At 42.8% G+C, this 12,676-nt stretch carries 11 protein-coding genes; 6 read left to right on the top strand and 5 right to left on the bottom strand.

All coding sequences use genetic code 11. The annotated features are described in order from the left end of the window. Window positions 1–181: 181 nt before the first annotated feature. Window positions 182–970, top strand: coding sequence for an EAL domain-containing protein (locus R7P64_RS17640; protein WP_042520834.1), 789 nt, complete (start codon window positions 182–184; stop codon window positions 968–970). A 27-nt stretch (window positions 971–997) separates the two neighbouring features. On the opposite strand, the gene R7P64_RS17635 is transcribed toward R7P64_RS17640, so the two are convergent. The 3 genes from R7P64_RS17635 to R7P64_RS17625 all read right to left on the bottom strand — a co-directional run bounded on the left by R7P64_RS17635 (window position 998) and on the right by R7P64_RS17625 (window position 3,176). Beyond that, window positions 998–2,251: a DEAD/DEAH box helicase gene (locus R7P64_RS17635; RefSeq protein ID WP_031781393.1), complete on the bottom strand. Its 1,254-nt coding sequence runs from the start codon at window positions 2,249–2,251 to the stop codon at window positions 998–1,000. A 67-nt stretch (window positions 2,252–2,318) separates the two neighbouring features. Beyond that, complete coding sequence (locus R7P64_RS17630; protein ID WP_085569047.1) at window positions 2,319–2,921, bottom strand: ACP phosphodiesterase; 603 nt, start codon at window positions 2,919–2,921, stop codon at window positions 2,319–2,321. 81 nt (window positions 2,922–3,002) lie between these two features. Continuing rightward, window positions 3,003–3,176 carry a hypothetical protein gene (locus R7P64_RS17625; protein WP_017820948.1) on the bottom strand — a complete coding sequence of 58 codons (174 nt, stop codon included), beginning with the start codon at window positions 3,174–3,176 and terminating at the stop codon, window positions 3,003–3,005. A gap of 314 nt (window positions 3,177–3,490) precedes the next feature. Here R7P64_RS17625 and R7P64_RS17620 point away from each other — a divergent pair, with 314 nt between their 5' ends. Beyond that, a complete protein-coding gene (locus R7P64_RS17620; RefSeq protein WP_005376380.1) occupies window positions 3,491–4,921 on the top strand; it encodes a methyl-accepting chemotaxis protein in 1,431 nt (476 codons plus the stop codon). Window positions 4,922–5,351: 430 nt separating this feature from the next. Here R7P64_RS17620 and R7P64_RS17615 read toward each other — a convergent pair whose 3' ends face one another. Both R7P64_RS17615 and R7P64_RS17610 read right to left on the bottom strand, forming a co-directional pair. Then, window positions 5,352–6,020, bottom strand: a complete 669-nt coding sequence (locus R7P64_RS17615; RefSeq protein WP_138940251.1) for an HAD-IA family hydrolase — start codon at window positions 6,018–6,020, stop codon at window positions 5,352–5,354. Between the two features lie 195 nt (window positions 6,021–6,215). Beyond that, entirely contained in the window at window positions 6,216–6,725 is a 510-nt protein-coding gene (locus R7P64_RS17610) for a hypothetical protein (RefSeq protein ID WP_005386088.1), read from the bottom strand. Window positions 6,726–6,870: 145 nt separating this feature from the next. Here R7P64_RS17610 and R7P64_RS17605 point away from each other — a divergent pair, with 145 nt between their 5' ends. The 4 genes from R7P64_RS17605 to glgC all read left to right on the top strand — a co-directional run bounded on the left by R7P64_RS17605 (window position 6,871) and on the right by glgC (window position 12,617). Then, window positions 6,871–7,341, top strand: a complete 471-nt coding sequence (locus R7P64_RS17605; RefSeq protein ID WP_005397614.1) for a CreA family protein — start codon at window positions 6,871–6,873, stop codon at window positions 7,339–7,341. Between the two features lie 233 nt (window positions 7,342–7,574). Beyond that, a complete protein-coding gene (locus tag R7P64_RS17600) occupies window positions 7,575–8,879 on the top strand; it encodes an inosine/guanosine kinase (RefSeq protein ID WP_005376376.1) in 1,305 nt (434 codons plus the stop codon). A gap of 234 nt (window positions 8,880–9,113) precedes the next feature. Further along, window positions 9,114–10,862: a formate--tetrahydrofolate ligase gene (locus R7P64_RS17595; protein WP_186585332.1), complete on the top strand. Its 1,749-nt coding sequence runs from the start codon at window positions 9,114–9,116 to the stop codon at window positions 10,860–10,862. 537 nt (window positions 10,863–11,399) lie between these two features. After that, window positions 11,400–12,617 (top strand): glucose-1-phosphate adenylyltransferase, encoded by a 1,218-nt coding sequence (glgC, locus tag R7P64_RS17590; RefSeq protein WP_017820952.1) that lies wholly within the window; start codon window positions 11,400–11,402, stop codon window positions 12,615–12,617. The last annotated feature ends 59 nt before the right edge of the window (window positions 12,618–12,676 follow it).

Raw genomic sequence — 12,676 nt, 5'->3', positions numbered from 1 at the left:
ATTGAAGTGCTGAGATTATCAATTATTTCATCAATTTGTTTGATATCACTCGACAAAACTACCCATCCATTACCATCGTTCTTGCTTGAGTTAATGAGCACACTTAGATTCATTGCCAATGAAATAGAAAAATTAGCGCGATAACGCTGATGTTGAGACATTGATTTAGGTTGTGGTAACAATGATGAGCATCTCGCAACTACTTAGTTGCATCCGGAAAGAAGCCGACGGGCAGTATATTGCGAAATACGCGAACTTCACTCTCCGCAGTGTCTTTCAACCCATATATAAGAACGATATTTCCATCGTTGGCCTTGAAGCACTGGTAAGAATTAGCAATGCCAATGGCACCATGGTTAGGCCAGATCAGTTTTTCCAATCCAAAGCGACTCCCACTCAAGATTTGCTCAATGTTGAACGCTTAAGTCGCCTAATCCATATCAAAAATTTCTCTCAGTCTCGCTTTCACACAAAACAATTGTTTCTCAATGTATTACCGGTAGCGGCAGAGATACTAGTCAAAGACATCACTTATAACCGACTGCTAAAACAAACCATTTATGAATCGCATTTGATGAATGAACAAATCGTCATGGAGTTACTTGAATTGAAGGTGGAGGATGAACTCTCTTTGTCTCAAGCTGCTCGGGAGTTAAGTCTTGAAGGATTTAAATTAGCGATTGACGATTATGGCGTCAATGCATCGACAACTGAGCGAGTGAGAAGCGTTTGCCCAGATATAATCAAGATGGATCGCTCTTTATTGCTAAGGTATGAAAACGGTGATTTTAAAGCGCTTAACGATGCATTATCACTCGCAAAAGCGTTATGCTCTAAAACCGTTATCGAAGGAATTGAAACCGAGCATCAACTTCGCTTAATGAAAAAGCTCGGTTTCGATATGTATCAAGGGTACCTACTTGCTATCCCCCAAACGTTAGACGTCTATGAAGAGGCAAAAACAGCCTGACTATGTAAGAACAAAAGTTTGCGCGGTTTAGCGAGAGCTACGTGATTTACCACGATTCTTATGAATCGCCAATTTTGCTTTTAGCTTACGCTTCTCAGATGAACGACTACGACGACGCCCATTTTGTTCAGGCTCAACTTCTTCTACAAGACTTGGTTCGAAACCTGCCAGCCATTCTTGGGGTAAGCGTTGATCAAGCAGATTCTCGATAGCTTGCAACAAGTACTCCTCATCTCTACTCATCAGAGAAACCGCCAAACCTGACTTTCCAGCTCTTCCAGTGCGGCCAATTCGATGGACATAATCTTCTGCTTTGAATGGCATATCAAAGTTCACGACTTGTTCTAGCTCTTGAATATCTAACCCTCGTGCTGCCACATCGGTTGCAATCAAAGCACGTACCTTACCTTGTTTAAATTCATCCAAAGCTCTTTGGCGGGCACCCTGTGATTTATCACCGTTGATAGAAACCGCTTTGATGCCATCTAACTTGAGCTCTTTCGCTAACTCATCACTGCCTTGCTTCGTTTTTGTAAATACAAGCACTTGCTGCCAATTCCGCGAGCCAATTAAGTACGCTAGCAATTCACGTTTCCGTTTTTTATCCACTGGATAAACCATTTGTGTTACCGTTTCAGCAGTCGTATTTGCTGGTGAAACTTCGACTTCAACTGGCGATTCCATGAGTTTATACGCAATAGTTTTGATTCGCTTCTCAAATGTCGCAGAGAACAATAGGATCTGTTTCTCAGCAGGCAAACGTCGGAAGATGCGCTGCAAGTCAGGCCAAAATCCCATATCTAACATACGGTCGGCTTCGTCTAACACGAGCATACCGGTTTTAGAGATGTTTACGTTACCATTAAACAGGTGATCCAAAAGGCGGCCTGGCGTGGCAATCAAAATATCAGCACCCTCTTCTAACTTTCTCTTTTGTACGCCAATGCTTGTACCACCATAAACACACACGATGCGAAGTTCTGTTTCTGCCGAGTACTGATTCAAATTATCAAATACCTGCTGTGCAAGCTCGCGTGTTGGAACCAAAATCAATGCTTGAGGTGTGCCGTTAAGTTTCTTTTGCTGAACGGTTTGTATGATAGGTAAACCAAACGCAGCCGTTTTTCCCGTACCAGTTTGTGCAGCAGCAAGTAAGTTTTTTCCTGCAAGGACGTGTGGAATTGACTTTTCTTGCACTGGTGTTGGCGTCACGATATTTAGATTGCCTAGCGTCTCGATTAGCTTTTGTTCGATGCCTAAATCAGCAAAATTAACAGACATGTGTAACCTCATTATTTTTGGAGCGCAGAGTTTACCAGAGCCCCTAAAGCCATACTACTTTTCTATCTCATTGAGTTGAGTCATTAAGCTGTTGCTGAAAATCATACGACTGGCGCAAAACATCTCGATAAAGTGACGAGAACTTCTCTTCTAATTCGGTGTAATCACTTTCAATCACTTTAAATGTTGTGGTTAAGTCTGCCATTCTAGGGCTTCTTTGCGACATCCGATGTAGTGCAAATTCTATATTGTCTAGATCTTGATAGGATTGAAGCCATCGGCCATGCCACATTCTGCTGTGGAGCACCAAAAAACGTGGCGGCAAATGTTCATGAACCTCTCGGTTTACTCGCTCGTATGCCGTTTGGACAAAGTGTTCGAGAGGCACGGAATGAAAGTCGTTCCAGTGTTTTGCGAGGCAATGATCCCAAAACATATCCAAAGCGATAGGTGCAAAACGTCTCGCAATACCAGTGAAATGAGGCTTACATTCGTTGACGATTGGATGATGGTCAGTAATACGGTCAACAAATCTATGTAATCTGATGCCATTTGAGATATCGCGATCATACAGCTTGCTTGGATCTCCTTTTACGAAGTCTCCAAGCAAGTTTCCCAATAAATGGCTGTTACTGTGATCTGCGATATGCAGGTGGGCTAGAAAGTTCATTCGACGCCAGTTTTGGCCTCTAGGGCTTGGTGTGACATGAACCTAGTATAACGTCAATTACGACGAGATGAGAGTGTTCCGCTATTCGGCTTCGTTGTCTGAGCCAACGTATTCCGACAAGATAATGCCAATTTCAAGCGCATCTAGCAGCTCTAGGCTCTCATCGTTTTGGTATTGGTCGCTCATTGTGACCTCCTTTATTTTAAGCTCTCTTGCTTTTACTTGCTGACGGCCTGGCTCTTGCCATATCCACATCAGCAACTCCTTTTTATAGTCTTTATATGACACATTCATGACAGCGAGAAGTAAAGATTTAAAAACCTATGAGCATAATCAAAAGTAAACGATTGCAATTAGGTTTCATATCCACTTAACACTTTAGAGAAATGACTCTTTTATCAACATTCATGTCAATTTAAAGATATAACATACTGTTATAGGCGTCCTTAGATCTCATTTCTTAAACTAAATTTAGTTTTCGTTACATATTTTGCTGATTAACTTCGCATATTTTGTTTCGATATAGCAATAGATTTGGTCAATATCTTTTATCTCTAATGGAGCTTTAAATGAGAGAAGTTGAGTTTAGAACGATAGACAGGCTGTTTATCAAGATGTCTATCAACGACAAAATGTGGGTTATATTCCTACTGTTTTTAGTAGCCCTCACTTCAGTGGCTGGAAGCCGCTACTTCAATGAAATACAACAATTTGAGCAGCAAGCCATCTCGGCGAGCGAAGCGAAGCTTTCTGGTATCGTTGATGCTCAATCAAACCGCGCTACAGAAATTGACGGCGTATCGAAATCGAACCGCGTAAGCGAGAGTTCTTTTGTCGATGGGTCTGTGACCGCTTATGCCAAGTTGCATTCTGGAGAAGTGATTAAGCTGACTCAAAATGTGTCCACACAATACGAATCGTTAAAATCATCAGCTCTATCGTCACTATTACTCAGCTTCTTATGGGTTATTCCTTTTGCCCTATTCTCTTACTGGGTGGCAACGTTTATCGGAGGAGCTCTGTGGGTTTTATATACAACAACCGAAAAAATTGGTGACGGTGACTTAACCTCTCGCCTTGGTTTCCATCCAGGTCGAGATGAATTCGGTACCATCGGCTGTGCGCTAGACAAGTCTATGGATACCTTAAGTGAACTGGTTAATAGTGTTAAAAATAATGCAACGATGTTGAGCGAGACATCTTCTGCATTCGAAAAAGATATGCAGTTGAGTGAAACCCAGATATCTCATCAATATCAAACGCTTGATTCAGTCGCGACGGCAATGGAAGAAATGACAGCCTCTGCAAAGGAGGTATCAAGTATTTCTCAACAAGCAACGACGCAGTCAGACCAAGATGCCCAGAAGATCGAACTAAGCAGAAGCCGTGTACAAAACGTGATTGGCGAGATAGAGACGTTATCTAGCTATATTGAACAAGCCTCTACGTCAGTAACCAATTTAAACGAGAATACGACGCAGATTAATGACGTGATCACAACGATTAACGCCATTTCAGAACAAACTAATCTGTTGGCACTAAACGCAGCAATCGAAGCAGCCCGTGCTGGTGAACAAGGTCGTGGATTTGCAGTGGTTGCCGATGAAGTACGTACATTAGCAAGCAGAACTCAACAGGCAACAGTAGAGATCCAAGCCATGATTGAGAAGCTTCAAATTGAGAGCCAGAACATTGCTTCAATCACCAACCGAACCGTTCAGCAAGCTCAAACCAGCAGCCAGCTTATTGATGAAATCGGCCATGATGTTACCTCTATTGCCGAGTCAGCACGCTCATTAATGGACATGAGCATTCAGATTTCCACATCTGCTGAAGAACAAAGCGCAGTTGCTAACGATATTGCATCGGAACTTTCAGAAATTCGTAGTCAATCAAGCACAATCAGAGAAGTGGCGGAGCAATCTACCGCTGGCGTCGCTAATCTCACGCAAGCCTCCGTTTCTCTTGGTGAGATATTACAACGCTACCGCACCGCATAACGTTGTGGAACTTATGATCAACAAGGGCTCCTTAGGGAGCCCTTTTCTTTAAACCGTGTTCAACTATTACCTTCGATATTTTCTACGACATCCAAGTGGATATTTGAAGTGAATCTCAAGTTCTCGCTGTACCCGATGAAATAATGTTCTTAAACAGAGCGTTCCGCTATGCTTGATCTTGCCAATTCCAATTTGCTGCTGGAAAACAATATGAATAATTACAAAGACACAAAAGACATAGAGAACCTGAATTGCCCACTCTGCCAAGGAGATGAATATCTCATTTCATCGGATGGCGAGAAATTCACATGCGCTGCTTGCGGATTTCATACAAAAAACTTCTCATCTATCCAATGTCTACATCAAACGCCTTACCTACAGTCTAAACTTAAGCACATCCACAGCTTGAGTCCGGTTTGCCATTAGTAGGTCAAACAGAGCAGCCACACAGCTGCTCTTTTAATTCATCTAAATGATGGATGCGAATTACACGCTCGTCCTCAACAAGATTGATAGCTTCACCATTAAATAACTGTATCGTTTTGATACCGGCGTTTAGTCCCGCCTCAACTCCTTTAGGCGTGTCATCAATATAAAGACAGTCACTTGGTAAAAAGCCCATGCTCATAGCACTGTACATGATTAAATCGGGCTCAGGCTTCCAACTATTCGCATCGAATGCCGAGAACACTTTGCCTCGGAAAGCATCGAGTAAACCGGTTAACTCCAAAGCGTATTCAATTTTATCTTTAGGTCCATTAGACGCCACACAATATTCGATATTATGCGAATCCAAAAACTGAATTAATCGTTTTGCGCCATCCATTGGCTGTAAGTGACGCACAAAAAGAGACTGGACTTCTTCTCGGTATTGCGGCTCTAAAACATCAATTGGGACTTTGATATCTTTCAATTCTTTAGTATCTAAAAGGATGTCAGCGAGCTTTCCTCCTTTAAAGTGAGAAACGCACTCTTCCATCGTTAACTCAGCCCCATGCTGGTTAAATACATTGACGAGCGCTTGGCAACACAGTCTTTCGCTGTCGACCAACGTACCATCACAGTCAAATATCACGCACTTAATATTGGTAATTGCCATAGCCATCTCCAGACGTCTTAAAGGCTCAAGCCCAAGCTGATTTTAAGAATGTTTGGATTAATCTTATTTGAGTTTGGGATTGTTGAAACGACGAGCTTGGCATTTCATGGAAATAGAAGGGAGCAATTACAGTTTTTCTAAGCAAGATCACCCAACGTCATCTTGCTTTACTTTTTATGCACATTGATGTGTAAGTTAGTCTTCGATAACCACTGAGTCTAACAGTTTTTGCTCGGTGCTTAGTCTTTTAGCCAGATCAGCCACAAACGAGCTTTTGTATTTTGATTCAGAAACAGCAACATCAGAGATGAGTGTATTTCCTTCGAGATGGCTAACAATAGCAGCACCAATTGGGACTCCAGATTTAAAACCAACATATAATTCAAAATCTGGCGTGAGGATAATCTGTGTCAGATATTCAATGATCATATCTTTATCATACTGCTGTTCCCAGCGCTGAGATTGCAAGATAGAGAACATAATGGTCAGTCGATGAAAATCGACCAGAAAAATATCGTCGGGGTTAAATTCAGAGTCACTTTCCAGTAATGTGTCTTTGTCGACTACTTGATACGTTGCTTTTTCTAGCGTTTTGAAATAGACATCGCGCCCTTTCAAACTCTCTGGTGTCGGAAATTCAACTTCGACCAGATCATACAGCCATGTATTTTTACGCTCGATACTGGCTAACTGTTGTTCATTCATCTTGATACCTTCGTTTAGAGCAGTACATTAGCATGAAGCCCGCAACAAACCTAGCGCACATAGACCTTTCCGTGGCTAAATTTTGTTTTAGGTGCAAACCTCTGATAGATTTCATCAATATCTTTCCTAGTTAAGGACAAAAATAATGAAAAAGATGCTGTTAAGTGCATTGCTTGCTACTACTCTAGTTGGTTGTTCAGATAACGATGTTGCTGACGTGGGGCTCGGTTGGTTTACTTTGAAAGACATCAAAGTCGGTGAGTTGAAAGACGAGGTGGTAACAGGTGTCACATGTCACATCGCCTCTATCGAAGCGGATTTCAGCTTAGCAGATCCAAGTGATAGCTCAATATCATGTCGTCAGACTGGCGAAATCACACCGGAAATGATTGCAAAAATAGATAAGAGTAAGTCCGGTGAAATTGTATTTAAGAAGTCAAAAAGCATTTTCTTCAAAACAATGAAGGTTCGCCGTATTTATGATGCCGATAACCAAACCTTACTCTACTTGTCTTATACAACAAAAGAGACCGATGGTAGTTTTAAGCATAGCCTTTCGACAGTCCCACTTTGGGGTACCAAGGCTTACGTTGAGCCAACTGAAGTGAAAAAGTAACGCGGGTAAATTTAGTTAGCGCGGAGCAGGCTCTTTCCGGGCGCTGCTGAGCAACAAGTTTAAAAAACAACCCATTGCAATACGACAAGCCTCATAAATTGCAGCTGCTTTGGTTGCTATTTACTCAGCTCGCTGATTTTTTCAGCGAGCAGACTTCTTTGTAATAAATCGCCACGATTTTCATTTTTTTGTGATACAATCCCGCCTCTTTTTTTTCTCACTCAAGAACAAGCATGAAGTTTCCTGGTCAGCGTAAATCTAAACACTACTTCCCAACTCACGCTCGAGATCCATTAGTAAACCAAATCCGACAGGCACCTAAGCTATATCGCCCAACTATTGTTGGTGTCGGTCAAACCATTGTAGATATCGAAGCACGTGTAGATGACGCGTTTTTAGAGAAATACAACCTGAGTAAAGGACATTCGCTCGTTCTTGAAGAAAGCAAAGCAGATGCACTTTACGAAGAACTGGTTGAGCAAGGCCTGATCACACACCAATACCCAGGTGACACGATTGGCAATACTCTTCACAACTACTCAGTTTTAGCCGATAGCAAATCCGTTTTGCTCGGTGTGATGTCTAAGAACATTCAAGTCGGTTCTTTTGCTTATCGCTACCTTTGCCGTACGTCTTCACGCATGAACCTTAACCATTTACAAACGGTAGATGGCCCTATTGGTCGCTGCTACACCCTAATTTCTCAAGACGGTGAGCGTACATTTGCTATCAACGAAGGTCATATGAATCAACTACTTCCGGAAAGCATTCCTGAAGAGATCTTTGAGAAAGCATCAGCCCTGGTTGTTTCTTCTTACCTAATGCGTGGTAAAGAAGAAGATCCAATGCCTAAAGCGGTACAAAGAGCGATCGACTTTGCTAAGAAGCACGATGTCCCTGTTGTACTTACGTTAGGGACAAAGTACGTTATCGAAGGTAACGCACAGTGGTGGCAAGAATACATTCGCGAAAACATTTCTGTTGTCGCTATGAATGAAGAAGAAGGTGCGGCGCTAACAGGTGAAACAGAGCCGCTAGCAGCTGCTGATAAAGCACTTGAGTGGGTTGATCTCGTACTTTGTACAGCAGGACCAAATGGTCTGTACATGGCTGGTTACACCGACGAGAAAGTAAAACGAGAAACCACACACGACATCCTTGAAAGCTCCCTCGAAGCCTTTAACCAGTACGAGTTTAGTCGTGCGATGCGTAAAGAAGACTGTCAAAACCCAATGAAGGTCTACTCTCACATCGGCCCTTACCTTGGTGGACCACTAGAGATTAAGAACACTAACGGTGCAGGTGATGCAGCCCTTTCAGCCTTACTGCATGACATGGCAGCAAACTCTTTTCACCAAAAAGAAGTGCCTAACTCAGAAAAGCACGAAGTACGATGCTTAACCTACTCCTCACTTTCTCAGATTTGTAAATACGCAAACCGAGTAAGCTATGAAGTGTTGACGCAGCACTCTCCTCGCCTATCGCGAGCGCTTCCTGAACGAGAAGATAGCTTAGAAGAGACTTATTGGGATCGTTAAAACGACAACTTTAAAGCTAAAAATATATCAAGGTCACCATTTGGTGGCCTTTTTGTTTTTATCTAGCACTATAACGAGTAGATTTCGTTAGTATGTCGCACAATACGAAGCAGTAAACTCTTTACAAGCCTAACCGAAACAGTACCATCACCAAGCAGACCTTTGCCTCACAATAATACTCGTTATAACTCAGGTAGTTTTTCAACGCTACCTGTGCCACTTTGGGGATTCTCCATGCAGTCAGATATCGAAATTTGCCGAAACACACCACTTTCTTCTATTGATGTTATCGCGGAAAAAGTAGGACTATTGCCCGAAGAGTATGACACTCACGGGAAGCACAAAGCCAAAGTCCACCCAAAATGTTTGGAACGACTCAAAGCAAATGATGACGGTAAACTTGTACTCGTCACTGCGATCACGCCGACTCCTCTTGGCGAAGGAAAAACCGTTACGACGATAGGACTGGCGCAAGGTTTAGCAAAGCTTAATCAATCTGTTATTGCATGTATAAGGCAACCTTCGATGGGACCCGTCTTCGGTATTAAAGGTGGCGCAGCGGGCGGTGGTTATTCTCAAGTAGCTCCAATGGAAGAGTTAAACTTACACCTTACTGGTGACATTCACGCAGTGACAGCGGCGCACAACCTTGCTTCAGCCGCTCTTGACGCTCGCTTGTTCCATGAACAACGCGAGGGTTATGATGCCTTTGAATCACGCACCGGGTTAAGAGCACTTAAAATCGACACGGCCAGTATTACTTGGAAACGAGTGATGGACCATAATGATCGTGCACTACGTAAAGTCAAAATTGGCCTCAATGATGCAGGAAAAACCATCAATGGTTTCGAGCGTGACGAAGGGTTCGATATTTCAGCCGCTTCTGAGTTAATGGCTATCATTGCACTAGCCAAAGATTTAAAAGATTTACGCCAACGTATCGGGAAAATTGTCGTAGCGTACGATTTGAACGGAAACCCGGTCACCACGGAAGATCTACAAGTTGCAGGAGCAATGGCAGTAACACTAAAAGAGGCTATTGCACCAACACTGATGCAAACTCTAGAAGGTGTTCCTACGTTGATCCATGCAGGTCCATTTGCAAACATCGCCCATGGAAATTCATCCATTATCGCGGACGATATTGCGCTAAAACTGTCAGGTTACACGGTAACTGAAGCCGGTTTTGGTTCGGATATGGGATTTGAGAAAGCGTGTAACATTAAAGCTGCTGCCGCCAACAAAGCCCCGGACTGTGTAGTGATCGTAGCAACATTACGCGGCCTCAAAGCGAATTCTGGACACTACGATTTACGGCCAGGTATGGCTATTCCAGATTCCATTTTTAATCCGGACCAAGCAGCATTGGAGGCTGGGTTTGAAAATTTAAAATGGCACATAAATAACGTTCATAAATACGGTTTACCTGCTGTCGTTGCCATTAACCAGTTTCCACAAGATTGTGTGAAAGAGCTTAAAGCTCTTGAAGAGCTGATTCACCAATTTAATCCCGAAGTTAAAGTAGCCATCAGCACCGCTTTTTCGCAAGGCGGACAAGGCGCAACGGAACTAGCTCAACATGTTATTGATGCGTGTACCACGCCTGTAGAGTTTTGTCCGTTATACAACAAAGAGCAATCATTACTCGAAAAGCTCATGGCAGTATGTGAAGCGGGCTATGGAGCAACCAATATAGAAATGACTCCTATCGCGACTGAACAGCTCAAACATTTTGAGCAATTAGGCTTTAACAACTTAGCGGTTTGCATCGCGAAGACACCACTATCGATAACCACAGACTCCGCAGTCAAAGGCGCACCAACTGGTTTTACCGTCCCAATCCGCGAGCTGCGCTTGTGTGCGGGCGCAGGATTCGTTTACGCATTATCTGGTACCGTGATGACGATGCCAGGCTTACCTGATAAACCCGCATTTATGAATTTAGATCTTGATGATGAAGGAAATATCATCGGTCTCTCTTAGTACAGTGATAACGTATCGCTATCAGTGAAGTGAGCATATTCATTAAGTGAGTGGTCTACTTACCTATCCACTCACTCTCAACAACTGTGAAAAGAGTTGTCTCAGGCCTTCTACTCTTGAATTGTTGATACAAAGCTCTCCTGCCTTACATCAACGCGCCTGTTTTAGACCTTTAGAGTTAAGACGCTAACCCTAAGCCTTGTTTAGCCATAGTTATTAAGATAGAAAACCCTATTTATCTTCTTGTTTTGTCGCCACTTTACATTGTAAATCCATACTTGTTGACTTCTCCTTTCTACAATTTTGCGCCAATTTGATGCACGGGCTATTTAGCGCTTCACTAATATGGTGCAGTTGTCTTACAGTGAAATTTTAACCTCCTTGATTTTTAAGGAGATATTCTATGGCTCGATTCTTGTAGTAGACTTTTCACTAATAAGCACATTAGCACATGCTTTTCAAAACCTCTGCGTTGCATACCACCTCCTTCAGGTTAGCACCGTTTTGATGCATGTCAGAAAAGGGAAAGGGAATACTATGGAAGACGCACTCGCCGTAATTTTAGCAGGAGGGATGGGGTCTAGACTCAGCCCACTCACCGATGACAGAACCAAGCCAGCCGTACCTTTTGGCGGAAAATATAGAATTATAGATTTCACACTAACCAATTGTTTACATTCGGGTTTACGCAAGATCCTTGTTTTAACCCAATATAAATCTCATTCACTTCAAAAACACTTACGAGACGGCTGGTCGATATTCAATCCAGAGCTAGGCGAGTACATTACTGCTGTTCCACCACAAATGCGCAAAGGTGGTGCATGGTATGAAGGAACCGCCGATGCGATTTATCACAACATGTGGTTGCTATCGCGAAATGATGCAAAGTATGTGGTTGTGTTATCCGGCGATCATATCTATCGAATGGACTACGCTGCAATGCTTGAAGAGCATAAAGAGAAAGGTGCTAAGCTCACCGTTGCCTGTATGGATGTTCCCGTAGAGGATGCTTCAGCATTCGGTGTAATGGGCACCGCAGAAAACGGGCTCGTTACTTCGTTTATAGAGAAACCTGAAACCCCTCCTACCCTTCCAGGAAGCACGACCAGAAGCCTCGTTTCTATGGGAATATATATCTTTGATATGGATGTTTTGAAAGAAGCGCTTGAAGAAGACTCAAAACTCGATTCATCAAGCCATGACTTCGGAAAAGACATCATACCTAAGCTGATTGATACCGAATCCGTTTACGCTTATCAATTCTGTGGCAGTAAAGGGCGCGTCGATAAAGATTGCTATTGGCGCGACGTGGGTACCATTGATTCCTTCTATGAAGCGAATATGGATCTACTAGAACCTGTGCCGCCAATGAACCTTTATCAGTCCAATTGGGCGATTCGTACTTACGAGCCGCAGTTTCCACCAGCTCGTACTGTATCGTCGGCCACGGGTAATGAAGGCATTTTTATTAACTCCATCATTGCTACCGGTGTCATCAATTCCGGAGGCTCGGTACAGCACTCCATTATTTCCTCTAATGTACGCATTCAAGATAGTGCAACAGTAGTCGATTCCATCATTTTTGATGACGTAGAAGTCGGTGAAGGAAGTCAGTTGGTCAACTGCATAGTTGATAAACATGTTCGTATTCCGCCACATACTCAAATTGGCATCAACAAACTTGAAGATGCGAAGCGATTTAAAATCTCAGACAAAGGTATTGTCGTCATACCCGAAAGTTACCAATTCGATTAAACGACAAACTATCACAACAAAAAAGCGCACGATAATCATCTTGCGCTTTTGTTTAAGTG

The organism is Vibrio sp. 2304 (assembly GCF_033339475.1).
Taxonomy (GTDB): domain Bacteria; phylum Pseudomonadota; class Gammaproteobacteria; order Enterobacterales; family Vibrionaceae; genus Vibrio; species Vibrio alginolyticus.
The sequence above is the reverse complement of the archived record's forward strand: the minus strand, read 5'-3'. Positions and strand labels throughout refer to the sequence as shown.

Bases quoted from the DNA above. Each gene is read 5' to 3' on its own strand.
- R7P64_RS17640 (WP_042520834.1), top strand. From the start codon at position 182: ATGATGAGCATCTCGCAACTACTTAGTTGCATCCGGAAAGAAGCCGAC.
- R7P64_RS17635 (WP_031781393.1), bottom strand. From the start codon at position 2,251: ATGTCTGTTAATTTTGCTGATTTAGGCATCGAACAAAAGCTAATCGAG.
- R7P64_RS17630 (WP_085569047.1), bottom strand. From the start codon at position 2,921: ATGAACTTTCTAGCCCACCTGCATATCGCAGATCACAGTAACAGCCAT.
- R7P64_RS17625 (WP_017820948.1), bottom strand. From the start codon at position 3,176: ATGTGGATATGGCAAGAGCCAGGCCGTCAGCAAGTAAAAGCAAGAGAG.
- R7P64_RS17620 (WP_005376380.1), top strand. From the start codon at position 3,491: ATGAGAGAAGTTGAGTTTAGAACGATAGACAGGCTGTTTATCAAGATG.
- R7P64_RS17615 (WP_138940251.1), bottom strand. From the start codon at position 6,020: ATGGCAATTACCAATATTAAGTGCGTGATATTTGACTGTGATGGTACG.
- R7P64_RS17610 (WP_005386088.1), bottom strand. From the start codon at position 6,725: ATGAATGAACAACAGTTAGCCAGTATCGAGCGTAAAAATACATGGCTG.
- R7P64_RS17605 (WP_005397614.1), top strand. From the start codon at position 6,871: ATGAAAAAGATGCTGTTAAGTGCATTGCTTGCTACTACTCTAGTTGGT.
- R7P64_RS17600 (WP_005376376.1), top strand. From the start codon at position 7,575: ATGAAGTTTCCTGGTCAGCGTAAATCTAAACACTACTTCCCAACTCAC.
- R7P64_RS17595 (WP_186585332.1), top strand. From the start codon at position 9,114: ATGCAGTCAGATATCGAAATTTGCCGAAACACACCACTTTCTTCTATT.
- glgC (WP_017820952.1), top strand. From the start codon at position 11,400: ATGGAAGACGCACTCGCCGTAATTTTAGCAGGAGGGATGGGGTCTAGA.